21 protein-coding genes and 1 other RNA gene are annotated in these 24,268 nt (G+C 71.1%); 9 read left to right on the forward strand and 13 right to left on the reverse strand.

All coding sequences use genetic code 11. The features are described 5' to 3' along the window. Positions 1–4: 4 nt before the first annotated feature. Positions 5–922, reverse strand: a complete 918-nt coding sequence (locus VH112_08185) for a glycosyltransferase family 2 protein (GenBank protein HEX4540211.1) — start codon at positions 920–922, stop codon at positions 5–7. Beyond that, positions 919–2,235 (reverse strand): glycosyltransferase family 39 protein, encoded by a 1,317-nt coding sequence (locus tag VH112_08190; GenBank protein ID HEX4540212.1) that lies wholly within the window; start codon positions 2,233–2,235, stop codon positions 919–921. The genes VH112_08185 and VH112_08190 overlap by 4 nt, the downstream gene beginning before the upstream one ends. Before the next feature lie 107 nt (positions 2,236–2,342). Here VH112_08190 and VH112_08195 point away from each other — a divergent pair, with 107 nt between their 5' ends. The 3 genes from VH112_08195 (at position 2,343) to VH112_08205 (ending at position 9,752) form a co-directional block, all read left to right on the forward strand. Continuing rightward, positions 2,343–3,866, forward strand: coding sequence for a hypothetical protein (locus tag VH112_08195; GenBank protein HEX4540213.1), 1,524 nt, complete (start codon positions 2,343–2,345; stop codon positions 3,864–3,866). 61 nt (positions 3,867–3,927) lie between these two features. After that, on the forward strand, positions 3,928–5,181 hold the full coding sequence (locus VH112_08200; protein HEX4540214.1) for a glycosyltransferase family 4 protein: 1,254 nt from the start codon (positions 3,928–3,930) through the stop codon (positions 5,179–5,181). Continuing rightward, entirely contained in the window at positions 5,178–9,752 is a 4,575-nt protein-coding gene (locus VH112_08205; GenBank protein HEX4540215.1) for an alpha-(1->3)-arabinofuranosyltransferase family protein, read from the forward strand. The genes VH112_08200 and VH112_08205 overlap by 4 nt, the downstream gene beginning before the upstream one ends. A gap of 21 nt (positions 9,753–9,773) precedes the next feature. Here the strand turns inward: VH112_08205 and VH112_08210 are convergent, their stop codons facing one another. Beyond that, positions 9,774–10,652: a sulfurtransferase gene (locus tag VH112_08210; GenBank protein HEX4540216.1), complete on the reverse strand. Its 879-nt coding sequence runs from the start codon at positions 10,650–10,652 to the stop codon at positions 9,774–9,776. Between the two features lie 97 nt (positions 10,653–10,749). Between VH112_08210 and VH112_08215 the strand changes: the two genes are divergently transcribed. Together VH112_08215 and VH112_08220 are read left to right on the forward strand one after the other, a co-directional pair. Next, on the forward strand, positions 10,750–11,232 hold the full coding sequence (locus VH112_08215) for a SufE family protein (protein HEX4540217.1): 483 nt from the start codon (positions 10,750–10,752) through the stop codon (positions 11,230–11,232). Between the two features lie 19 nt (positions 11,233–11,251). Further along, complete coding sequence (locus tag VH112_08220) at positions 11,252–12,955, forward strand: hypothetical protein (GenBank protein HEX4540218.1); 1,704 nt, start codon at positions 11,252–11,254, stop codon at positions 12,953–12,955. A 9-nt stretch (positions 12,956–12,964) separates the two neighbouring features. Here VH112_08220 and VH112_08225 read toward each other — a convergent pair whose 3' ends face one another. After that, positions 12,965–14,827, reverse strand: a complete 1,863-nt coding sequence (locus VH112_08225; protein ID HEX4540219.1) for a hypothetical protein — start codon at positions 14,825–14,827, stop codon at positions 12,965–12,967. Between the two features lie 61 nt (positions 14,828–14,888). On the opposite strand from VH112_08225, the gene VH112_08230 reads away from it, so the two are divergent. Both VH112_08230 and VH112_08235 read left to right on the forward strand, forming a co-directional pair. Continuing rightward, a complete protein-coding gene (locus VH112_08230; GenBank protein ID HEX4540220.1) occupies positions 14,889–15,338 on the forward strand; it encodes a DUF1841 family protein in 450 nt (149 codons plus the stop codon). 95 nt (positions 15,339–15,433) lie between these two features. Beyond that, on the forward strand, positions 15,434–16,426 hold the full coding sequence (locus tag VH112_08235) for an alanine racemase (protein ID HEX4540221.1): 993 nt from the start codon (positions 15,434–15,436) through the stop codon (positions 16,424–16,426). A gap of 10 nt (positions 16,427–16,436) precedes the next feature. Here the strand turns inward: VH112_08235 and rdgB are convergent, their stop codons facing one another. Genes rdgB through VH112_08275 form a run of 8 tightly spaced genes read right to left on the reverse strand, consistent with a single transcriptional unit; the run spans position 16,437 to position 22,158 of the window. Continuing rightward, positions 16,437–17,006, reverse strand: a complete 570-nt coding sequence (gene rdgB / locus VH112_08240) for an RdgB/HAM1 family non-canonical purine NTP pyrophosphatase (protein HEX4540222.1) — start codon at positions 17,004–17,006, stop codon at positions 16,437–16,439. Between the two features lie 12 nt (positions 17,007–17,018). Further along, positions 17,019–17,750: a ribonuclease PH gene (gene rph / locus VH112_08245; protein ID HEX4540223.1), complete on the reverse strand. Its 732-nt coding sequence runs from the start codon at positions 17,748–17,750 to the stop codon at positions 17,019–17,021. Beyond that, on the reverse strand, positions 17,747–18,499 hold the full coding sequence (locus tag VH112_08250; protein ID HEX4540224.1) for an MBL fold metallo-hydrolase: 753 nt from the start codon (positions 18,497–18,499) through the stop codon (positions 17,747–17,749). The genes rph and VH112_08250 overlap by 4 nt, the downstream gene beginning before the upstream one ends. 56 nt (positions 18,500–18,555) lie before the next feature. Further along, positions 18,556–19,365: a glutamate racemase gene (gene murI / locus VH112_08255; protein ID HEX4540225.1), complete on the reverse strand. Its 810-nt coding sequence runs from the start codon at positions 19,363–19,365 to the stop codon at positions 18,556–18,558. A 9-nt stretch (positions 19,366–19,374) separates the two neighbouring features. After that, entirely contained in the window at positions 19,375–20,451 is a 1,077-nt protein-coding gene (locus VH112_08260) for an alpha-hydroxy acid oxidase (protein HEX4540226.1), read from the reverse strand. A 10-nt stretch (positions 20,452–20,461) separates the two neighbouring features. Further along, positions 20,462–21,409, reverse strand: a complete 948-nt coding sequence (locus tag VH112_08265; protein HEX4540227.1) for a pyridoxal-phosphate dependent enzyme — start codon at positions 21,407–21,409, stop codon at positions 20,462–20,464. 7 nt (positions 21,410–21,416) lie between these two features. Then, entirely contained in the window at positions 21,417–21,710 is a 294-nt protein-coding gene (locus VH112_08270) for a ubiquitin-like small modifier protein 1 (GenBank protein ID HEX4540228.1), read from the reverse strand. A 40-nt stretch (positions 21,711–21,750) separates the two neighbouring features. Beyond that, complete coding sequence (locus VH112_08275) at positions 21,751–22,158, reverse strand: M67 family metallopeptidase (protein HEX4540229.1); 408 nt, start codon at positions 22,156–22,158, stop codon at positions 21,751–21,753. A 28-nt stretch (positions 22,159–22,186) separates the two neighbouring features. Here VH112_08275 and smpB point away from each other — a divergent pair, with 28 nt between their 5' ends. Both smpB and ssrA read left to right on the forward strand, forming a co-directional pair. Beyond that, on the forward strand, positions 22,187–22,741 hold the full coding sequence (smpB, locus tag VH112_08280) for an SsrA-binding protein SmpB (protein ID HEX4540230.1): 555 nt from the start codon (positions 22,187–22,189) through the stop codon (positions 22,739–22,741). 65 nt (positions 22,742–22,806) lie between these two features. Further along, positions 22,807–23,158, forward strand: a transfer-messenger RNA (tmRNA) gene (gene ssrA, locus VH112_08285). Between the two features lie 204 nt (positions 23,159–23,362). Here ssrA and VH112_08290 read toward each other — a convergent pair. After that, positions 23,363–24,268 (reverse strand): hypothetical protein (locus VH112_08290; protein ID HEX4540231.1); only part of this gene is annotated, 906 nt, incomplete at its 5' end.

Here is a 24,268-nt window from a genome sequence, read left to right on the forward strand (position 1 = left end):
AAGGTCAACCCCGAGGCGGGCCAGGGCGGGGCGCGTGAGGGCGGCGAGGGCTCCCATCCACCCCCGCCGGGGCGTCGACGGACGCGCTGCCGTCGGTCCGCCGGCGATCGAGGTCGATGGGGGCACCCCCGACCCCGCCATCCGGCGCGTTGCGCCGTCCCATCACCGCCGTCGGCCGCGAAGCCGTCCCGGCCCGAGACCCGCCGATGGTGGCCCAGACCGGCGAGTACCGCGCGATGCAGTAGAGGGCCTTGAAACCGTCCCGCCAGCCGATCTTCTTGCCCTGGGCGTACGTCCTCCCTGAGTACGACACACCCACCTCGTAGATACGCCAATCGCCCCCGGCCACCTTGGCCGTGATCTCCGCCTCGAACCCGAAGCGGTCCTCACGCAGCTCCAGCCCGTCGAGAACCTCTCGGCGGAAGGCCTTGTAGCAGGTCTCCATGTCGGTGAGGTTCAGATTGGTCGACATGTTGGACAGCGTGGTCAGCAGCCGGTTGCCGACGCTGTGCCAGAAGTACAGGACCCGATGGGGTTTGGCCGTGTGGAACCGGGAGCCGTACACCACGTCGGCCTTGCCTTCGAGGAGGGGCGCCAGCAAGGCTCCGTACTCGTCGGGGTCGTACTCGAGATCGGCGTCCTGGACGATGACGAACGGGCCGCCGGCCAGGGCGAAGCCACGGCGGAGCGCAGCACCCTTGCCCCGGTTGACCGGCTGCTCGACGATCACGACCCTCGGGTCCGCGACGGTGCGCAGCACCTCCAGGGTGCTGTCGGTCGAGCCGTCGTCCACGGCGATGAGCTCCTTGGTGTACGGAGAGGCGAGCACTCGCTGCACGACCCGAGCCGCGGTCGCCTCCTCGTTGAAGCAGGCCATGACCACCGATAGGCACGCCTGCTCGTGCGTTGCTGCTGCGCTCACGACGAGACCTCCGTCGGGTCCCCGCTGTGGACGGCCGGCTCCAGCGCTCCATCGCCGTCGCCGGCCGGCTCGCTGGCCGTGTCCGCGGCTCGAGAGGACCGCCGCAGCGACAGTAGGCCATCTGCGCCCACCGCCGCCAAGGCGACGATCGCCACCTCGCCGGGCGCGCGGAACCTCGTGCTCCCGTACGTGACGACAACACCGATCGTGACGGCCACGACCACGCTGACCAGCGGAAAGACGGGCACTCTGCGCCGGCGTAGGATCACTGCCCCCGCCACGGCGCCGACGGCCAGCACGTAGTAGCTGAAGAGATGGATCTGGTTCACGGTGAGCTCGTACCCGTCGATCGTGTCGATGTGGGTCTGGCCGAGGGGCTGGTAGAGCGCCCACGTCCGACCGATGCGCGCCGCCACGACCACCGGGACCCGACTGAGATGGTGCCGGACGTAGGTTGTGGCGACCTGCCGGTAGTACTGGTCGGCCACCGACTCGTCGCCGGGCGGTGGATGGAGGGAGGCCCCGCAGTTGAAGTACCAGGATCCGACGGACGGGCCGTAGTACGTGTTGTCGCAGTTGGCCACGGTCAACGTCGGATCGAACTGGCTGGACAGGTACACGGGATGCGTGAAGGTCACCGTGTTGCGGATCAGCCAGGGCGCCATGATGAGCAGGGCGGCCAGCACCGACAGCCCGGCCAGGCCCAGGCGCCGGCCAACGCTGTGGCCGCGTGCGAGGAGCGCAAGCGGCGCGGCCAGCAGCGGCACGAGGGCGACCAGCTCGGACCTGCTCAGGGCGGCCAGGCCGCAAGCCAGCCCAACCCCTATGGCCAGCATCGGACCCGGTCGGCTCCAGAAGCGGTAGGCGAGCAGCACGGCGACGGCGACCGCGAGCATGGCGAGGGGTTCGGCCAGGATCTGGCCGTCGTGGATCCAGAACCCGGGGTAGAGAGCTCCGAGCACGGCGGCGATGATCCCGGCCCGGTCTCCGGCGACACGCCTGGCTATGAGCGCCACGACGATGATGGTCAGCACACCGATCAGGCAGATGAGCACCTTGTGCGACGTCAAGCTGCTCAGGCCGATCTTGTCGGCGGCGGCGAGCAGGATCGGGAGGAGCGGAGGATGATCGGCAGCGGCGACGGACTGGTGGCCGTACACGTACTTGAAGGGCTCGATGAAGCCCTTGCCCGCGGCCAGGAGCGACGCCTGGCGGTTGTAGTAGAAGGCGTCGCCCCACAGCGCGAAATGGGCCTTGACGATGAAGACGTAGCAGAGGCGGAGGGTGAGCCCGCCCGCGCATGCGACGCTCAACCAAATCCAGAAGGGCCTGGATCGGGCCTGCACGCCGGGCACGCTAGCAGTCGACCCTGTCACGGCAGTCGACCGTTGGTCCCGGTCGGCTCGTTAGCATGACCAGGATGGCGTCCCAAACCGGCGGGTCTGGCGGGCCCGCCGCAACCGGCTGGCGCGGGGGTCCCGGCTCGCCACCTACCGCGGCGGCCACGGGGCCGGTGGGCGACGCCGACCTCGCTCCGGCCGGAGCCCAGGCCGGTCAGATGATGGGTGCCCTCCGCCGGGCGGGCCCGCTCGCCTTCGCGGGCGTGGCCGCCAACGCCGCCAACGTCATCGTCACCGTCACCATCGCCCACCTGCTCAGCTCCCGCGACTACGGGTCGCTCGGGCAGCTGCTGGTGCTGTTCCTCCTGCTCTCGATGCCGGGGTCGGCCCTGCTCGTGGCGGTCGTGCGCCGGGTCACGGCCTGGTCGATGGCGGGTCAGGCCGATCGGATCAAGCCCTGGGCCTCGAAGGTGCGGCGGTGGGGCCTGGTCGGCCTGGCGCTCCTCGCCGTGGTGGCCTGGCTGAGCCGTTCCTGGCTGGCCAGCGTGCTCTCGCTGCCGAGCGCCGACGGGGTGGCCGAGTTCCTGATCGCCGGCGGGGCCTGGGGCCTCCTCTCGTTCGAACGGGGCCTGATCCAGGCCGATCGCAACTACACGGGGCTGGCCTGGAACCTGTGCGTCGAGGCGGGTGTCCGCACCTCTCTCACCGTGGTCCTCATCGCGGCCGGTCTCGGCGTCGAGGGCGCCGGGCTGGCCCTCATGGCAGCCATGGCCGCGGCCATCGGGCATGCCCGCTGGGCCGAGGTGCGCGCTCGGCCGCTACGCCAGCCGGCAGCGGCCGACCCGACCGAGCCGGAGGCCGATGCCGGCCCACCGGTACTGCCGGCGGAGGCGGAGGCCAGCCCGGGAGGCTGGCCCAACGGAGACCATCAGGTGCAACCGGCCACCCCGGTCCCGACGGTCCACGATGCCGGGGTCAGGGGCCGGCACCTCGCCATGGACCTCGTCGCCGCCCTCCTGGCCCTCTTCTTCCTGGCCTGCCTCCAGGGCCTCGACGTCGAGATCGTGGGCCGGGACGCGCCGGGCTCGGTCGGCTCGTACAACGCCATCTCCGTCGCGTCCAAGGCCGTGGTCTTCCTGGCCATCGTCCTGAGCGGCTACCTGCTGCCCGAGGCAGTCGTGCGATGGCGACGAGGGGGCCACGCCCTGCGCCAGCTGGGCGTGGCGCTGGCCCTGGTGGCCGCGCCCGTCGTCGTCCTCGTGATCCTGGCCGCAGCAGCCCCCGACGAGATGCTGCGCATCCTGTTCGGGCCGGACAAGGTGGGAGCGGCTCCCGCCTTCGCCACCCTGGCCCTGGCCATGGGCTGCCTCGCGGCCAGCACGCTGTTCACCTACTACCTCCTTGGAACCGGACGCCGGTGGGTCCTCGGCGTGCTGGCCGTGGCGACCATCCTCTCGGTGCTCCTCGTGAACGCCGCTCACGGCCACGCCGTGTCGACCGCCCGGGCCGAGCTGGCCTGCCAGGGCGTTCTGGCCCTCGTCCTGGGCGCGGTGGTGGTGTCGGCTCCCCGGCGCATCCGATCCAGTAGCCTGATCCGCCCGTGACACGGCGGCCCGGCCGCGGGCGCAGCCCGGTCGCGAGACGTTGACGAGGAGCATGAGGCAGATGGATTTCGAGGCGCGCTCGGCCACGCCTGGACCCGGCTCCCGACGAGACGCCGACGCCGCCTCCCCGGCCGACGCTCCGCGGCACGCGAGTGCGGGCACGCCGGACGACGACATCGCCGCCATTGCCCGTGGGGCCGGCCTGCACCGCATTCACATCCTCGCCTGGCGCGACCTCGACGATCCGGAGGCTGGCGGCTCCGAGCTCCACGCGTCGACCATCGCCCGCCTCTGGGCACGCGCCGGGCTCGACGTCACCATGCGCAGCTCGGCCGCGGCCGGGCACCCCGCCTACACCCGCCGCGACGGGTACCGGGTGGTCCGCAAATCCGGCCGGTACGCGGTGTTCCCCCGCACGGCATTGAGCGGCCTCGTGGGCCGGACCGGCCAGCGGGACGCGCTGGTCGAGGTCTGGAACGGCATGCCCTTCTTCTCGCCGGCATGGGCCCGGTGCCCACGCGTGGTGTTCCTCCACCACGTGCACGCCGAGATGTGGCGAATGGTGCTCAAGCCCGAGGTCCTCGCCCGCCTCGGGGAGATGGTCGAGTTCACCGTGGCTCCGCCCGTGTACCGCCGCAGCCGCATCGTCACCCTGTCGTCCTCCTCGAAGCAGGAGATCGTCGACATGCTCCGGCTCCCCGAGGAGAACATCTCGGTCGTCAACCCGGGCATCGATCCCCGCTTCACGCCCGGTGGGACCCGTTCCCCCCGTCCGCTCGTCGTCGCCGCCGGGCGGCTGGTGCCGGTCAAGCGCTTCGAGCTGCTCATCGACGCGCTCGTGGAGCTCCGCAGCCGCCACCCCGGCCTCGAGGCGGTGATCGTCGGCGAGGGCTATGAGCGCCCGGCCCTGGAGGCCCGGGTCCGGGCCGCCGGCGCCAGCAGCTGGCTGACCCTGCCCGGACACCTCAGCGACGACGACCTTCTGGCGCTGTACCGGCGGGCGTGGGTGCTGGCCAGCACCTCCCTGCGGGAGGGGTGGGGCATGACGGTCACCGAGGCCGCCGCCTGCGGCACGCCCGCCGTCGTCAGCCGCATCGCCGGTCATCTGGATGCCGTTGACCACGGCGCCAGCGGCTTCCTGGCCGAGGGGCCGGAGCTGGCCCACCATCTGGACCTCGTGCTCCGCGACGAAGCCCTCCGGCGCCGGCTGGGCAAGGGCGCGCTCGAGCTCGCTTCCCGGTTCACGTGGGAGGCGACCGCTCGGGGCACGCTCGAGGCCCTGGCCTCGGCCGCTGCCGCGCGTCACCGACCATGAGCGTGCTGCGCACGGCGCCCGCGTCGCGGGCTCCCGCATCGCGGGACGAGCCGACGCCCGGTCGGAGGGCAGGCCTCCAGCGCTGGGGCGTGCCTCTGCTGCTGGGGGCGGTGGCCTACATCCCCCTGCTGGCGTCCAAGCCGGGGATGGTCGAGGCCGACACCAAGCAGTACCTCTACCTGAACCCGGGAAAGCTGCTGGCCGGGGCCTCGACCCTGTGGGACCCGAACGTGGGAATGGGGACCGTCACCCATCAGAACATCGGCTACCTGTTCCCGATGGGTCCGTTCTTCTGGGTTTTCAACGCCATCGGCGTGCCCGTGTGGGTCGCCCAGCGGCTGTGGATCGGGTCGCTTCTCTTCGCCGCCGGAACGGGGATGCTCTTCCTCGTCCGCACCCTGGCCGCCGCCGGTTCCGGGCCCGGCGCGGGCGCCGTGCGAGGTGACGGGACGTGGCGATCCGCCGTCACCGTGGGCACCAACTGGGGAACCCCGGCGGTCACGGTGGCAGCCCTGGCCTTCATGCTCAGCCCCTACGTGCTCCAGTACGAGGCGCGCATCTCGGCCCTGCTCATGCCGTGGGCCGCGCTCCCCTGGCTGGTCGCGTTCGTGGTCCGGGCCCTGAGGGTCGGGGGGTGGCGCTACCCGGCGCTGTTCGCCCTGGTCACGGCCATCACCGGAGCCGTCAACGCCACCAGCATCGTCTACGTCCTCATCGCCCCTGTTCTGTGGTTCCCCTACGCCGTCTGGATCCTCCGCGAGGTGTCGCTCCGTCGGGCCGTCGTCACCCTGGTCCGCATGGGCGTCCTCACCGCGCTGCTGTCGCTGTGGTGGCTGGCCGGGCTCGTCACCCAGGCCGGCTACGGCCTCGACGTCCTCCGCTACAGCGAGACCGTGCAGGCGGTGGCGTCGGCCTCCCTCAGCTACGACATCCTCCGCGGTCTCGGGTTCTGGTTCTTCTACGGCCAGGACGGCATTGGCCCGTGGATCCAGGCCTCGGTCGACTTCACCCGGTGGCCGTGGCTCCTGCTCGTCAGCTATGCCGTGCCCGCCGTCGCGTTCCTCGCCGGCGTGGTGATCCGGTGGCGGCACCGGCTCTACTTCGTCGCCCTGATCGGCATCGCCGTCGCCATCGCCGTGGGAGTCCATCCCTACGACCACCCGGCCGCGCCCCTCGGATCGCTGCTGAAGTCCTTCGCCACCGGCTCGACGGCGGGGCTCGCCCTGCGCAACGTGGCACGAGCCATCCCGCTCCTCGCCCTCGGCTTCGCCATGCTCCTGGCGGCAGGCGTCGAGGCCCTGTCGGCGTGGTGGAGCCGGCTCGGCATCGTCGCCGCCGTCGCCATCGGCGGGCTCGTGGCGGCTGACATCGCGCCGCTGTGGGCGGGCCAGTTCGTCGACGCCAACCTCTCCCGTCCCAGTCAGATACCGAGCTACTACCAGGCCGCGGCCAACTACCTCGACGCGCAAGGAAACGCGACGAGGGTCATGGCCCTGCCCGGCATCGATTTCGCCACCTACCGCTGGGGCAACAACCTCGTCGACCCCGTGGAGCCGGGCATCATGTCGCGCCCCTTCGTCGCCCGGGAGCAGGTCCCGTGGGGATCACCGCCGTCCGCCGATCTGCTGATGGCCCTCGACGACCGGCTGCAGCAGGGGACCTTCGACCCCACGTCGCTCGCTCCGCTCGCCCGTCTCATGGGCGTCGGCGATGTCGAGCTGCGTTCGGACCTGCAGTACGAGCGCTACTTGACGGCCAGGACCCTGCCCACCTCCGCCCAGTTCAACCCGCCACCGCCCGGCCTGGGTCAGCCCGTCACGTTCGGTCCGCCGGCGAGCCTGCGCACGTCGGTCCCGCTCATCGACGAGCAGACGCTCGGGCCGTCGGCCACCACATCGGATCCGACGGACCTCCAGGTCTACGGGGTCACCGACCCTCGATCGATCCTACGGGCCGAGCCTGCCCAGCAGCCGCTCGTCGTCGCCGGCAATGGTGACGCGCTCGTCAACGGCGCTTCGGCCGGTCTGCTCAACGGTCAGCAGACCGTGCTCTACCAAGGTGACCTCGACGCCAACGCCGCCGCTGAGCGCCAGGCCCTCGGTGCCGGCGCCGACCTCGTGCTCACCGACACCAACCGTCGTCGGGCCGAGCGCTGGGACACCATCACCCAGAACACCGGCTACACGGAGCAGGCCGGCGAGACTCCCCCGGTGGCCGATCCCAACAACAATCCCCTACCGCTCTTTCCGGGGACGACCGACAACTCCCGCACCGTCACCCAGCAGGGAGGCGTCGCTTCCGTCCAGGCCTCCGGCTATGGCAACCCGGTGTCCTACACACCCGCCAACCGGCCCGACCTGGCCATGGACGGCGACCTGTCCACGGCGTGGGAGGTGGCCGCCTTCAGCAAGGTGGACCACCAGGGCGAGTACCTCCGGATCAACATGGCCCACCCGGTCACGAGCAACCACATCAACGTCGTGCAGCCCCAGGACGGGCCCCGCGACCGCTTCATCACCGGTGCCACCCTTCGCTTCGACAACGGACCGGACGTCCCTGTGCAGCTCGGTCCCAGCTCGCTCACACCGGCCGGGCAGACCATCTCCTTTCCGACCCGCACCTTCGGCCGGGTGGACCTGGTCATCGACACCACGAACTTCGGCGTGCGCTCCAACTACAAGGTGGCGAGCGGCGTCGGGTTCGCCGAGGTCCGCGTCGGCGGCGGCCCCAACGGCGGCACGGTTCCGCCCGTCGACGAGTTGACCCGCCTTCCCACCGATCTCCTGTCCCAGGCGGGCACGGCGTCGATCGACCACCGCCTTGTCATCCTGATGACACGGCTTCGCGCCGACCCCTCACAGCCGATCAAGGCTCCGCCCGTGAACGCGGACGAGGAACGGGCGATGGCCCGAACCTTCTCGTTGCCGACGGCTCGGGCCTTCTCGGTATCGGGCACGGCGCGTATCTCCGCCGATGCGCCCGACAACACCATCGACCGTCTGCTGGGTCGGCCGACCTCGGGGCCGGGATCGGACATCCTCGTCAGCTCGTCGAGCCGCCTTCCTGGTGATCTGTCGAACCGGGGCCAGAGCGCCTTCGACGGCAACCCCACCACCTTCTGGAGTCCCCAGATCGGCAACCAGATCGGCCAGTGGCTCCAGGTCCAGCAACACCAGCCGGTCACCTTCGATCACCTCAACCTCTCGGTGGTCGCCGACGGCCGTCACTCGGTCCCGAGCCGCCTCGCCATCCAGGCCGACGGCCAGCCTCCGGTCATCGCCGACGTGCCGCCGGTCGCCGACGTGGGCCGCCCGAACGGTACGGTCCAGGTTCCCGTCAGCTTCCCCGCGGTGCAGGGGAGCACCATCAGGGTGACCGTCGAAGGCGTCCGCCAGGAGAGCACCGTCGACTTCCTCAGCGGGCTCCCGACCATCCTGCCGGTCGGTATCGCCGAGCTGGGCATCCCCGGCGTGACGCTGCCGCCCGCGGGTTCGAGCGTGCCGAACAGCTGCCGGACCGACCTCGTGACCGTGGACGGGAACCCGGTGGGCCTGCAGGTCGTCGGCTCGACGGCCGCCGGCACCGCGCTCCAGGGCCTGCAAGTCCAGCCCTGCGGACCGGGATCGGCCGGGCTGTCGCTCGGCCCCGGCAACCATGTTCTTCGCACCACCGAAGGGGCGGCCTCGGGCATCGATCTCGATCAGCTGGGCCTCGGGTCGGATCGAGGTGGAGCCGCCCTGGCGACAGGGCCGTCGGGCCAGGTCGTCCCGGCCACCGCCACCGCCGCCACGCCGGCGCCGTCGGTGAAGGTCCTGAGCCAGGATCGGACCACCTCGAAGGTCGCCGTCGACGTGCCTACCACCAAGAGCCCCTTCTGGCTCGTCCTCGGGCAGAGCTTCAACAACGGCTGGACGGCGCAGGTCGACGGCGGGCCGTCGTTGGGGAGCCCGAGGTCCGTCGACGGTTACGCCAACGGATGGCTGGTGCAGCCTCGAGCTTCCGGCCAGATGCTGGTGACGCTGCACTGGAAGCCCCAGGATCGCGTGAACCTGGCCCTGTACCTCTCGGCCGTGGCCGGCCTCGTCTGCCTGCTGCTGGTGTTCTGGCGTCCCCGCCGGCGTGACGACGCCGACCGTCACCCACTGGACGCCGACACATCGGCCGCGACCGAGCCGACCGGTGGTGACGCACCGGCGCGGCCCCAGCTGGTGTCACCACTCCGGTCCACCGGGCGTCCGCTCTCCGTGCAGGCCGCCCTCGTGCTCACACTGGCCTCGGCGGCAGTGTCCGGCTTCGTGATCGGTCCCTGGGCGGCGCCCGTCGTCGGACTGGCCGTGGCTCTCGTCCTGCTGCGCCCGTCGTTGCGCGCCCTTCTCACGATCGGCGCCGTGCTGGGCGTGGCGATCTGCGGGCTCTACATCACCCAGCTGGAGGTGCGGTACCACTTCCCCGCCGGCGCCGACTGGCCCTCCAGCTTCAGCGCCGTCACCTGGGTCGCCTGGCTCGCCGTCGCCCTGCTCGTCGTGGACGCGGTGATCGAGCACCTGCGGTCGGTCCGCCGTAAGACCTGATCGCGGCCCCGGCCGCTCCCTCTACCGCTCGATCGGCGCTCGCACGAGGTTCCCCCACTCGGTCCACGACCCGTCGTAGTTGCGGATCGTGGGATAGCCCAGAAGATGGTGGAGGACGAACCACGTATGGCTGGAGCGCTCGCCGATCCGGCAGTACACGATCACGTCGTCGCCGTCGGAGAGCTTCTGCTCCTCGGCATAGATCGCACGCAGGTCGTCGGCCGACTTGAAGGTGCCGTCGTCGTTGGCCGCCCGCTTCCAGGGCACGCTGGCAGCGCCCGGGATGTGGCCACCCCGCAGCGCACCCTCCTGCGGATAGTCCGGCATGTGGAGCAGCTCGCCGCTGTACTCGCCCGGCGAGCGCACGTCCACGAGGCGCCCGTGGTCGGCGACATGCCGGGTGACGTCGTCCCGAAAGGCCCGGATCGGCGGGTCCTCGCGTCGGACCGCCGGGTAGCGGGCGACGGGACGGGACGGCACGTCGGTCACGAGGGCACGACCCTCCTCGATCCACTTCATGCGCCCGCCGTTGAGAAGCCGAACGTCGGGATGGCCGAAGAGCGTGAACACCCACAGTGCGTACGCCGCCCACCAGTTGAAATTGTCGCCGTAGAAGACCACCGTGTCCTCGCGCCCGATCCCCTTGGACGACATCAGCTCGGCGAACCGCTCACCGTCGATGTAGTCGCGGGTCACCGGGTCGTTGAGGTCGAGGTGCCAATCGACCTTGATCGCTCCGGGGATGTGGCCGGTGTCGTACAGCAGGACGTCCTCGTCGGACTCCACCACCACCAGTCCAGGATCATGGAGGTGCTCGGCCAACCACGACGTCGTCACGAGCATGTCGGGGCGGGCGTACTGGCTCAGCTCGGTCGCCGGATCGCGCTCGACGGTGGACATGGTGACCTCCTTCGTCGCCCTCGTGAAGGGCAGGTCAACCTCGACCCTACTGGTCGCCGGTGTCCCGACCTCCCCAAGTCCGTGAAAGTATGGGCGGATGGCTCCCACGGCCATCTCGCCTCGTCTCCAGCACATCGTCGACCTGTTCGCCGGTGCCCCGAAGGAGCTCAGGCTCCAGGCTCTGCTCGAGTACTCCCGCAAGGTGCCGCCGCTTCCGGTCGAGCTCGCCGCCAACCGAGAGGGCCTCGAGCAGGTGCCGGAGTGTCAGACGCCGTTCTTCCTCGCTGTCGAGGTCGGCGACGACCGCCGCGTGACGCTCCACTTCGACGTGCCGGACGAGGCGCCGACCACGCGGGGCTTCGCCGGCATTCTCCACAGTGGCCTCGACGGGGCCACCGCCGACGAGGTGCTGGCCACGCCCAACGACTTCTACACCCGGATGGGGTTGTCCGAAGCGATCTCGTCGCTCCGACTCAGGGGCATGGGCGCTATCCTCGCCCGACTCAAGCGGCAGGTCGCCGAGCAGGTCAGTACGAACGGTCATGGCGCGGGTCCGGGCGCCAGCTCGCCCGCCTCGTAGCCGTCGCCCGGACGGCCAGATGACTGCGGCGCTCCGCCTGCGCTGGCGCGGACCCCGCCTGCCGGCGTGGCCACCGACGCGTTCGACGCTGCTCACGCTGGCGGCCGTGCTCACCCTGGCCGTGCCGTTCGCCGTCATCATCGTGCGCTTCCTCGCCGACACCCGCCACGTGTACCTACCCGACGATCTGGCCCTGATCGACCTGCACGTGCGCGACGCGATCCACTGGCATCAGCAGCTGGGACCGTTCGACCGCTTCGGCTGGAGCCACCCGGGCGCCGCCTACTTCTATCTGCTGTCCATCCCGGCGCGCGTGCTCGGCGCGGGCGCCCGCGCCGACTTCGTCGGGGCGACGCTCATCAACGCCCTCTCGGCCCTCAGCGTGGTCTGGATCGTGCGCCGCCGCAGCGGACCAGTGGCCGCGTTGTGGGCGGCACTCTGCCTGGGGCTGCTGGCCTTCGTGCTCGCCTCGACCAACCCGGGCGCCATCACCTTCTCCGAGGGACCCCTCGGTGCGCTCGTCAGCCCGTGGAACCCCGACGTCGTCATCTTCCCCCTCGTGCTCTTCGGCGTACTGTGCGCGGCCGGGGCCTCGGGGTCGGTCCTGTCGCTGCTGGGGGCGGCGCTCCTGGGGTCCTTCGTCATCCAGACGAACTTCGCCACCCTGGGACTGGTCGTGGTGCTGCTCGGGCTGGCGCTCGTGGCAGCCGTCGTCCGCAACCTGCGGGCCCGCCGCTCGAGCCCCGGGCCCGGACCCCTGTGGCGGTCCGTTCCCGCGCCCTGGGTGCTCGTCGCCGGGTTGGCGCTGCTCGTCCTGATCTGGGTCCCGCCGGTGTTGCAGCAGCTCGGCAACCATCCCGGCAACCTGACCCTCATCTGGCGCTTCTTCACCGCCCACCACACCCCGCTCAGCTTCGGCGTCGGCCTGTGGTCGGTCGTCACCGTCGACGGGATCCTGGCGTTCGGGGTGCCGACCGAGATGACGCCCTTCGAGCTCGGGGACCCGCGCCACCACGCGGCCGTCGTCCTCGCCGTCGTCCTGTCCCTGGGTGTCGCCGCCATCGCGGTCGGGCTGCGACGGCGGCGTCAGCTCGGCGCCGACCTCGGAGTCGTCAGCCTGATCGGGTTGGTGGTCGCCGTCTTCTCGGTCACGAGAATCGTGGGGCTGGTGTTCGGCTACCTCGTCATCTGGGAGATCGCCGTACCCGTCCTGGGCTTGATCGGGCTGGGCGTCGCCGTCCTCGGCACGTCCCATGCCCCGGCCCCGGCGGAGGCCCCGCAGCAGGCCGGCTGGTGGCGCCGACTGCCAGCCGCCACCCTCGTCGCCCTGGCCGGTCTCGTCACCGCCGCCCTCTCGCTCGAGATGGTGCACCTCCCATCCCTCCAGCGGGCGTCCGACCCGGACGTCGCCGCCGCGTGGAAGGAGGTGGGCGCCCACCTCCGGCCGGGCGACAAGCCAGTTTTCGTCGGAGATCAGGGCACGCCGCTGCTGGGCGTGTTCACCTTCTTCGGCCTGATCAACGAGCTGGATGCCCGCGGTTATGAGCCCCGGGTGAACGCCTTCTGGCCCAACCAGGTGGGCACCATTCGTCTGTCCAAGGGTGGCGAGCCCGTCGGGATCGTGCTGTACCCACCGTCGCCGAGCGTCGAGAGCATGCCCGGCTACATCGGTCACACCACGTACGCGGACATCGTGCTCACCCGTCCCGCGCCATCGAGCTGACCGGCGTGGTCAGCCCTGACCCGGCCTGAAGTACACGAGATACGGGCTACCACCAGCCTGGAGCGACGCGAGTCGCTCGACATCGCCACGGGCCGCGCCGGCGGCCACCAGCTGCTGCTGGGGGAACGGGTGCGGCGCCACCACGAGGGCGTCCTGCGGCGCGCGTGGGCCCATCGCCGCCCGAATGCGTCGCTGCAACATGAGCGCTTCCTGGCGCTGCTGAGGCGAAAGAGGGTCGTAGCTCGCCACGAGTCGGCTGCCCGGTGGCGGCGGTGCGGCCTGGGAAGCGATGGTTGGATCGGGCACGCCCACGCCGGTGATCACCCCCCGGAAGCTGGCGGGTGGAGCCGTGCGCCACGAGCCGACGCCGCTCGCCAGTGCCGGGGGCGCCACCACGTCAACGCCTGCCAGTCGGAGCGCGGTGAACATTCCTGGACCGATGCCAGACAGGGACTCCGGATCCATCCAGCGCAGGAGCTCGGGTCCGCCCCGACCGACGGCGGCGGCGGTGCTCGGGGCGAGGTGGGCGATCGCCGTCGACGCCGGTGCGACCGGAAGTGGCGCTGGCACCGCCGCGCTGACGCTCGCCGCCGCCAACGCGATCGTACCCCCGCCCACGACCAGACCGGCAGCAGGCGCCAGCAGACGGAGCCCACGACGGCCCAGGGCGGGAGCGTCGGCACTCCGATGCGGCGGGACCACGCCCAGCACTCCAGCCACGGACCACCCGATGGCCAGCCACACGGTCAGGCCCACGACCCACCACCACCTGACCAGGTAGGGGGCGACGAACCCGTTGACCCTGGCCGTGGCCACGACGCCAAGGACAGCCAACACGACGGCAACGCCGGCGAGGCGCGCCGCGTCACGGGCGCCGCGCCACCACGCCAACGCGCCGGTGCCGATGGCGCCAAGGAGCGCGAGCACCGCCGGCCACGCCGCGGGCGAGGCGACGAAGCCGAACTTGTCTGTCTCGCGGCCGGTCAACCAGGGCCCGGGTGGCGTCAGCTGCTCACCCATGATGCCGAACCCCGTCTTCCACCCGACGGTCGGACCCGCGTCGATGGAGGCAGCCTGCTGCGCCGTGTACTGCGGCGGGTGGACGAAGTACCGGGCCACCTCCCCCAGGTTTCCCGGATGGCCTGCCGCCTGCTGGATCAGCGGGGGCAACCACAACGCCACCACGACCACGCCGGAAATGGCGAGCCATCGCCCGAGCCCGGCACGATTCCGTCCGAGTGCGACGACGAGGACGACGGCGAGCAGGCCCACGACCAAGAGGCCGTAGCCCACGTGGGTCTGGACCACGAACGACCCGACGCCCACAGCCCACGGCAGCGCAGCACGGTCCCCGCACGTCACCGACCAGGCCAGGAAGGTGAAGCACAGGAACGGCAGCAGGGCCAGCCAGGGATTCCACGGATCCAACAGGAGGCCAGGTCCCAGGGCGTGCACGAGGGCCGCCACCAGGAGACCGGTCCAGAGGAGCAGCGGGGTGCCGCCCCGGCGGCGAGCGACGACAGCGACACCGACCAACGCCGCCGCGTTCACCAGTGCAGTGCCGGCGAGCACGCCCGTCTCGCCGAGCAGGCGCTGAGCCGGCGCCAGCACGAGGAAGAGGAGGGGGCCCGGGTGGTACCACCCGAAGCGGGACGGCACCCCCACCAGCGGCGTGTGCCGACTGCCGACGTCGCCGATGCGCAGCACCTCGAACGCCTGGTCGCCGGACGCGTACCAGTGGCGGCCGAGCAGGGACGCGGCGGCCACCAGCGCAGGCAGCACCAAGAGGGCCGTCACGGCGATCCAGGCCAGCGGCACCCGGCTCGGGCGGGTCTGGATGTCGTTCGACGTGGCCTCGATCGTGGCGGTCACCGCACCTGTGTAGCAAGAGCCGGCCGGCGGCGAGAACGCGGTTTGGCGTAACCTGCCGCGGGTGGGCGAGGAGGACCGTCGGCGGTGGGCCGTCCCCGCTGGTCAGGGGCGGATGGGTGGGATCGAGCTCTCATTGCTCGATCCCGGCGAGGAGGACGACCGTCACTTCCTGATCCTCGCCGAGCACCCGGAGCTCCAGCAGGCGGTGGAGGACGACCAGGACGAGATCACCCTGCGCGGCAACCTGATGAGCCCGCGGCTCCACATCTCGATGCACGAGATCGTGGCCAACCAGCTGTGGATGGACGATCCACCCGAGACCTGGCCCACGGCGCAGCGGCTGATGACCCTCGGCTACCAGCGTCACGAGATCCTGCACATGCTGGGATCGGTGGTCTCCGGCGAAGCCTGGCGGACCATGCAGTACGAGGAGCCGTTCGATCCCGACCGCTTTCGTGCCGGTCTCGACGCCCTACCCGACTCCTGGGAAGCAGAGCGGGCGGAGCTCTGACCCACCCGGCCCCGCCCGGTCGGATGGAGAGGGGCCCGATTCCGCAACCTGCCGGCCCCGGGCGCGCCTCATCCCCCGGCTACGCTCCGGGTCCGGTGAATGTGACCGAGCTCGTCACCCCTGCTCTGGTCGTCGAGGCCGACGCCCTCGAGCACAACCTGGCCACGATGGCCGGCGCGCTTCCCGGCGCCCGCATGCGGCCCCACGTCAAGGCTCACAAGTCGACCGCCCTGGCTGCCCGCCAGGCCGACGCCGGCCATCCCGGCTTCACCTGCGCAACCATCGCCGAGGTCGAGGGAATGGCGGCGGCCGGGCTGGGCCGGGACCTGCTCCTGGCCAACGAGGTCGTCGACGCCCGCCGGCTCGGCGCCGTGGCCAGCTCCGGGGCCAGGGTGACCCTCGCCGTCGACTCGCCCGAGACAGTGGCCGCCGCCGCGGACGGGGGTGTGCGCGAGGTCGTGATCGACGTCAACGTCGGGTTGCCGCGCTGTGGTTGCGCGCCCGAGGACGCCGGCCGCCTCGCCGAGCAGGCCCGCGCCCGGGGCCTCGCCGTCCGGGGGGTCATGGGCTACGAGGGTCACGTGGTGGGTCTGGAGGACCGCGCCCAGCGCATCGCCATGGTCGGCGACTGCATGGCGCTGCTCGTCAAGGCGCACGGTGATGTCGGCGGCGACCTCGTCTCTGCGGGCGGTACCGGCACCTACGACATCAACCATTGGGCCACCGAGATCCAAGCGGGTTCCTACGCCCTCATGGACACCGCCTACGGGCGGCTCGACCTGCCCTTCCGTCAGGCGCTCTTCGTGCTGTCCACGGTCATCTCGGTCTCACCGGGCTGGGCCGTCGCCAACTGCGGTCTCAAGTCGCTGGCCATGGACCACGGCAACCCGACCGTCGAGGGGGGCACGGTCTGGTTCTGCTCCGACGAGCACGTCACCTTCGGGCCGACCGACCCGGTTCGGGTCGGCGACCGCGTTCGGGTGATCCCGGCCCACGTCGACCCGACCGTCGCCTACCACCAGGTCATGCACCTGGTGCGGGGCGACGAGGTGATCGGTGCCATGCCGGTGGACCTGCGAGGTTGGTGATCGTCGCCAGTCAGCTGGCGAGCAGCTCGGCCAGCCGGGTGAAGGCGCGGGCGCGGTGGGAGAGGGAGTTCTTCTGCTCGGGGGTCATCTCGGCGAACGTGCGACCCTCGCCTCCCTCGGGCAGGAAGACGGGGTCGTAGCCGAACCCTCCGTCCCCGCGCGGCTCGTCGGTGATGACCCCTTCGACGGCGCCCTCGGCCACCACCTCGCGACCGTCGGGAAAGCAGGCCAGGGCCACGGTACGAAACCGGGCCCGGCGGTCGGTCACTCCCTCCAGGGCGCCGATGAGCTTGGCCACGTTGTCGGCGTAGCTGGCGTCCTCCCCTGCGTACCGCGCCGATCGCACCCCTGGCGCCCCGCCCAACGCCGCCACCTCGAGGCCCGTGTCGTCGGCCACCGCCGCCGCACCGGTCGCCTCGACGACGGCTCGGGCCTTGAGGCGCGCGTTCTCCTCCAGCGTCTGCCCGCTCTCGTCGACCTCGGGCAGGGCGGGCGGCCGGGGCGCGAGCTGGACCCGGGTGAGCAGCGCGGCGATCTCCGCCACCTTGTCGGGATTGGCGGTGGCCAGCACCAGCCGCATCAGCGCGGTCCCCTAGCGCGGCGGCGGGGGCTCGGACAGCGCCGCCGTCTGCAGCTCCAGCAGGCCGGCGATCCCGTGCTCGGCCAGGCTGAGCAGCTCCTCGAGCTCGGTCTTGGAGAACGGCAGCCCCTCGGCCGTGCCCTGGATCTCGACGAAACGACCTGACGACGTCATCACCACGTTCATGTCGACCTCGGCAGCCACGTCCTCGCGGTAGTCGAGGTCGAGCACACACGAGGCCTCGACCACGCCCACCGACACGGCCGCGCACGCCTCGCCGAGGGGGTGAGCCGACAGGCGACCCTGCTGCATGAGCCGCGTCAGCGCGTCGTGGAGCGACACGTAGGCACCGCAGATGGCCGCCGTACGCGTCCCACCGTCGGCCTGGAGCACGTCACAGTCGACCACCACCTGCATCTCCCCCAGCGTCGCCATGTCGCAGACGGCGCGTAGCGACCGGCCGATCAGGCGCTGGATCTCCTGGGTCCGACCCGACTGCCGGCCCCGCGCCGCTTCTCTCGGCGTCCGCTCGATCGTCGAGCCGGGGAGCATCGAGTACTCGGCGGTCACCCAGCCCTTGCCGCCACCACGCATCCACGCCGGCACCCGGTCCTCGACCGATGCGGTGCACAGGACCCTCGTGCGGCCGGCCGTCACCAGCGTCGAGCCGAGCGGCGCCTCGGTGTAGTCGCGCAGGAACGACGTCGCCCGTAGCTCGTCGATCGCCCTCCCGTCGGCCCTCACTTCATGTCTCCCGGCCGGCCTCCCGGGCCGACCAAGAGCTCCCCGCCGGGCCGGGCTAGCTCCACCTCGGAGCCGAACGCCGTGCTGCCCTCGTCACGACTAGCCTCAGCGGCCACCGTGGGCCAGCGGTGGGTCAATACCAGCCGGCCCACACCGGCCTCCCGACCGGATGTCCCGGCCTGACGAGCGCTCATGTGCTGGGCTCTCCCCTCGTCGTCTCGCAGGTAGGTGGCCTCGCACAGCGCCAGGTCGAGGCCGGGGCCGAGGGCCTCGAGTGACCAGCCCGGCCCGGAGTCGGCAGAGTATCCGACCGAGGAGCCGTCGCCGTCGACACGCACGGCCAGCGTCTCCGGGCCGTGGTCGGTGCGCCGGAAGCTCAGGGTGAGGCCCCCGACGCCGATCCGGTCGCCGTCGGCGACCTCGCGCCAGTCGAAGACGCCGGGCGGATCGAAGTACAGATGGGCGCGCAGACCGGCCGGCGCGTAGACCGGCACGACACCACCGCCGACCACGTAGGTCCGGGCGACGGCGAAGCCCTCGAGGTCCATCCAGTGGTCGGGATGCTCGTGGCTGAGCACCACCGCATCCACCCGACGGAGGTCGATGTGACGCTGGAGGTTGGCGAGCGTGCCCGACCCGGCGTCGAGCCACACGCTGACCCCACCGCCGCGCACCAGGTAGCCGCTGCAGGCGCCCCCTGGGCCCGGGTAGCTGCCGTCACAGCCGAGCACAGTCAGGCTGAGGCTCACCGGTGCCTGGGGCCCCGGGAGGCCGGCCGGAGGACCGGACCGCAGGCACGAGGCACTTAGGCCGGATCCCAGGAGATGCGCTCGACGTCGTCGAGCTCGGGGCCGAGCAGCCGGCCACCCAGCTCGCGGAACCAGCCCACGTCGCCCGAGGACAGGAACCGGTGTGACCCCTTGGCGGCGGTGCGGTGGCCCAGGCCCGTGTCCGAGATGATGGACAGCACCTCGAACGCCGTCTCCTCGGCCGAGGACACGAGCACGACGTCACGACCCATGACGTCGCCGATGGTGCGAGCCAGGAACGGGTAGTGGGTGCAGCCCAGCAGCAGCGTGTCGACCTGGTCCGACCGCATCAGGGAGAGCAGACGCTCGGCGAGCACGTGGCACTGGTCGCTGTCGGTCTCGCCCCTCTCCACGAACTCCACGAAGCCGGGGCAGGCGGCGCACCGCAACGTGACAGGCGCCCGCTGGGCACGCACCGAGCGCTGGTACGCGCCGGACGAGATGGTGCCGACCGTGCCGATCACTCCCAGCCGGCCATTGCGCGTCGCCTGCACGGCGGCGCGCACGCCAGGATCGATGACGCCCAACACAGGGACGTCGAGCTCGAAGCGGAGCAGTTCGAGGGCGGCAGCTGAGGCCGTGTTGCAGGCCACCACGAGCATCTTGACGCCGTGCTCATCGACGAGGAGGCGGGCGATCTGGCGTGCGTAGCTGCGGACCTCGTCCAGGGGGCGCGGGCCGTACGGATAACGGCCGGTATCGCCGATGTAGACCAGGTCCTCGCCGGGAACGAGGTCCAGCAGGGCCCGGACCACCGTGAGCCCGCCGAAACCGCTGTCGAAGACCCCGATGGGCCGGTCGTCCACGGGCGAAGACTACTGGTGGGGGGCCGTAGGGCTGGGGACGACGAGATCGGGCGTCAGGTCGTCCACGCCGGAGGCGCCGGCCAGGGCCATGGCCTGCGCGAGCTCGGATCCGAGCAGCTCCAGCACGCCCTGGGCGCCCGAGGCTCCGGCCGTGGCCAGTCCCCACAGCAACGGGCGGCCCACGAGCACCGCCCTGGCCCCGAGGGCGAGGGCCTTCAGGACGTCGGCGCCGCGGCGGATCCCGCCGTCGACGTAGAGCTCGACCCGGTCCGCCGCCGCCCTCGCCACCTCGGGGAGGGCGTCGGCCGCCGCCACGGCCCCGTCGAGCTGGCGGCCTCCATGGTTCGAGACGACGAGCCCGGACGCGCCGGCGTCGATGCAGCGCAGGGCGTCGTCGCCCCGCAGCACGCCCTTCACCACGACGGGCAGCCCGGAGATCGATGCCAACCACCCGATGTCGTCGAATGTGACCGCCGGGCTCTGGTGGGCGCCGGGGTAGTCGTCGGGGTCGGCGACGGTGACCTCGGCGCCGGCGGGGAGGTTGGCCATGCCGACATCGGGAGGCAGCACGAAGCGGTTGTCGGCGTCGCGCCGCCGACTCCCGACGAAGGGCGTGTCGCCGGTCAGGACCAGGGCTCGATAGCCCGCCGCGACCGCCCGCGCTACCAGGTCCGCCGTCCAGCTTCGGTCCCGGAGCACGTAGACCTGGAACCACGGGGGGAGCCCGGGGGTGGCGGCGGCGATGTCTTCGAGCGGCGTCGACGCCCGGGTCGAGGCCACCATGATGGTGCGGGCGGCCGCCGCGCCTCGCGCTGTGGCCACCTCGCCCTCTGGATGCGCCACGCGGTGAAAGGCGACCGGGGCCACCAGCACCGGCAACCGGACGGGGGTGCCGAGCACCGTCGTGGCGACCGACACCTCGGTCACGTCGCAGAGGATCCTCGGTCGTAGGCGCACCCGGGCCCAGGCAGCGACGTTGTCCGCCAAGGTGCGTTCGTCCTCGGCCCCGCCGGCCAGGTAGTCGTACACGGCCCGGGGCAGCATGCCGCGGGCTTGGGCCTCCAGGTCCTCCAGCGGAGCGCCCACCGGCAGACGCTCAGAAATAGATCGTGTGCCTGGCCCGCTCGGTGACGGCATCCAGGTCGCCGGTCCACGCACCGGTCGAGAGGTACTTCCACCCGCCGTCGGCAACGACAATGACGACGACGCCCGCGCTGATGGACGAGGCACACCGGGCTGCCCCGGCCATGACGGCGCCCGAGGAGATCCCCCCGAACAGCCCGACATCGGTCAACCGCCGGGTCCACTCGATCGACTCGCGGGTCCCCACCATTGTCTTGCGGTCCAGCAGGTCGGGCCCGCCGTTGTCGAGGAAGATCGGCGGGATGTAGCCGTCGTCGAGGTTGCGCAGGCCGTCGACCATCTCGCCCGTCGGCGGCTCGATGGCCCAGACCTGGAGGGCCGGGTTGCGCTCCTTGAGGAACCGGCCGACGCCGAGCAGGGTGCCGCTGGTGCCCAGCCCGGCCACGAAGTGGGTGACCTCGGGGCAATCCCGCCAGATCTCGGGCCCCGTCCCCTCGTAGTGCGCCTTGGGGTTGGCCTGGTTCGCGTACTGGTACAGAAAGGCGTACTCGGGGTGCTGCTGGGCCAGGTCGCGCGCCAGGCGCACGGCGCCGTTGGAGCCCTCTTGGCCCGGCGACTCGACGATCTCCGCGCCCCAGACCTCGAGGAGCTGGCGGCGCTCGATCGAGACGTTGGCGGGGAGCACGATCTTCAGGTCGTAGCCCTTGAGCCTGCACACCATGGCCAGGCCGATGCCGGTATTGCCCGAGGAGGGCTCGATCAGGGTCTGGCCGGACTGCAGCGTGCCGTCCTTCTCGGCCTCCTCGACCATGGAGAGGGCGATGCGGTCCTTGATGGATCCGCCAGGATTCTGCCCCTCCAGCTTGGCGAGGATGCGGACGTCCGGGTTGGGGCTGAGGGCGCTGACCTCGACGAGCGGGGTGTTCCCGATCAGGTCCAGGACGCTGGCGTAGTAGGCCACGACACTCCTACGACCGTGCCGGCCCGGCGCCCCCGGCCACGGCGGGGAGGATGGAGATCACGTCGGTGTCCGAGACCTTGGTGTCGAGCCGGTCCAGATAGCGGACGTCGTCGTCGTTGCGGTAGACGTTCACGAACTTGTGCAGGGTCCCGTCAGACGTGACCACCTGGCCGGCCATGCCGGGGAAGGTCCGGACCAGGTCCTCGAGCACCTCGCCGACGGTGGACCCGGAGGCCGAGACCGTCGACTGGCCGCTGGCGTGCTGGCGGAGGACCGTGGGCAGTCGCACTTCTACGGGCACCGACCCCTCCAGGGAAATGTTGACCTCTTCGGTACAGATTCTAACGGCCTTCGAGGACAACCGGCTCTTCGTCGATCTTGCCGTCCATGATCCGGTATGAGCGCAGGGTGGGGCTTTCGTCCCGGAGGGAGACCAGCACGTAGTGCCAGCTGGGGTCGGGGGCCTGGGCGACGTCGGTGGCCGACGGGTAGGGGTCGGTGTGGGTATGCGAATGGAAGACCCCGACGATCTCCAGCCCGCGGGACTCGGCGTCTCGGTCGGCACGCAGGTGATCCCGGGGATCGACCGTGTAGGTGCGGGCCGAGGCGGCGGCGTTCCTGGTCGGGTAGCAGATGCTGGCCTGGGTGCTCGCCGGGTCGCCTCCGAGAAGCCCGCAGGCCTCGTCGGGCAGGCCCCCGAGGCAGTGGCCGACGACCTCGGTGTAGACCACGACGGGGAGCCGAAGCATCGGCCCGAGAGGCTACCGTCGAGCTGGCATGTCACCCAAAGCACGCTCTCGCTCGGGGACGGGGGCGAGCCGGACAGGGACCAGCGGGGCGGGCTCCAAGGCGGGAAAGCGACCCCCGGAGCGGTACCGCCGGATCGCCCAGAACCGACGCGCCCGGCACGACTACGACCTGCTCGAGACCTTCGAGTGCGGGATCGCCCTTCAGGGCGGCGAGGTGAAGTCGCTGCGGGCGGGCAGGGCGGCGCTGCGCGACGCCTACGCCCGGATCGATGGAGGCGAGGTCTGGCTCGTCGGCGCCTACGTGGCGCCCTACGAGTACGCCCAGGGCTTCGGCAGCCACGACCCCGACCGTCCCCGCAAGCTGCTCCTCCACCGGCGTCAGATCGATGAGCTGGTCGGCAGGACGAAGCAGCAGTCGCTGACCCTGGTGCCGCTGTCCATCTATTTTCGTGACGGCCGGGCCAAGGTGGAGCTCGCCCTGGCCCGCGGCCGGCGCACCTACGACAAGCGCCGCGCCATCGCCGCCCGGGACGCCGAGCGGGAGGTGGCTAGGGCCACCGCCCGGCAACGGCGGGGCGAGTGACGGGCGCCGTCGAAGGGTCGGGCCGGGGGGCCTGGCCGGTAGACTGTTAGTTCGCACAGTGACAAGGGGGTGATTGGCTTCGACTTCGGTCGTCGAGACGGGAGAAGCGAGCCGTGGTCTCCGGAGTCCACGTAAATAAGCCGGAAAACAAACAAACGCCGAGCCTCAGCTCGAGCTCGCTGCTTAAAAAGTAGCGACGTCCGACCGGTCTCAGCCCTGCGGGCCGGATCCGGGCGACATCTAGCGGGGCTTACCCAACTGGTAGTGCCGACAAGCCAGTGGGGACACTTTCGTCGGCTGGGACCTCGCACCGATGCCAGTGGCGGCGCGAGGGCCGAGACTTTCCCACCGGCTGCGCTCGGAGAAGGCCCGTTGAGAAGCCGAAGGACGCGGGTTCGATTCCCGCCACCTCCACGAAGGGGTGTTCATGAAAGAACGCCCCGAGTGTTCACGAAACCCTTCTCGCAGATGGCGGCGAGGCTGTTTGCTCGTCCGTCATCCCGAGATGTGCGCTCCGCCGGCCTTCAGGCCGGCGGTTTCGCGTCGGATCGGTCAACCACGTCCGCACGTGGGCGCGTCAGGACGGCGTGGATGGCTGCACTGTTCGAACTGAGATGCCGGCTAGCGGGGTGAGGCCCGGTCCCGCTCGTTCGGAAGCACGTCAGTCCAGGTGCCACGGCGCCGCTTGGCGCGGCGCGGGCGTGCCGAGGGGTCCTCAATCGAATCGCGGCTAAGCGGAAGGCGGTGCTTGGCCAAGAAGCTGCGCACACGGTCCAGGTTGAAGCCCGCCAGGGTGAAGCCGAGCAGCACTGTCGCCTTGGTCTCGCCCATGACCCTGAAGAAGCCTCGGCTGAGAGACACGAAGGCGCCCTTCAGGGCGGCGTTCACCGACTCGGCCACCTGGCGCCGACCCATGGAGATGCGCCATGCCGTCGTCCCCGGCAGCAGTCGCTGCCACAAGGGAAGCTCGGCCGGCTGCACGGTGAGGATGCCGCCACAACAGCTAGTGGACTCGGTCTGAGCCAAGGGAGCAGAGCGAGACCGGCGCATGGTCCGAGGAAACGAACGAGACCGCAGCAGGCCCGCGCAGAACGGACAGCGCCACCGGGTGGACCCATCCTGGTCGGGGCCAGCGTGGCGGACATAGCGCCATCGTGCCCGGCGGTTGAAGGCCTCTTCGTTGGAGGCCTTCTCGGCCTCGATTGCCCCTCGAGCCGGCATCGGGAGGTCCCGTAGATCCTCGGGCAACAAGTCTGAGAACAGCGTGCCGTCGATCAGCACGGTTCCTTGAGGTGAGGGCCGCTGGCCTCGCTGGTGGGTGACGGGCTGGAAGGTGGTGTGGACTCCGGCTCGGGCCAGGGGCCAGTACCCCGTCTCCGGTCGGCACAGCGAATAGCCGGGGTCCCAGACCACGTCCTCCAGACGAGGGCCGGCATCCTTGGCTCGAAGGAGGTTGGGAACCACCGAGGCGGCCCGTTGGCTGCCGGCGGGAACCAGGCTGAAGGTGGTAATGACCCCAGCCACTTC

It is taken from the genome of Acidimicrobiales bacterium, assembly GCA_036270875.1.
Taxonomy (GTDB): Bacteria; Actinomycetota; Acidimicrobiia; order Acidimicrobiales; family AC-9; genus AC-9.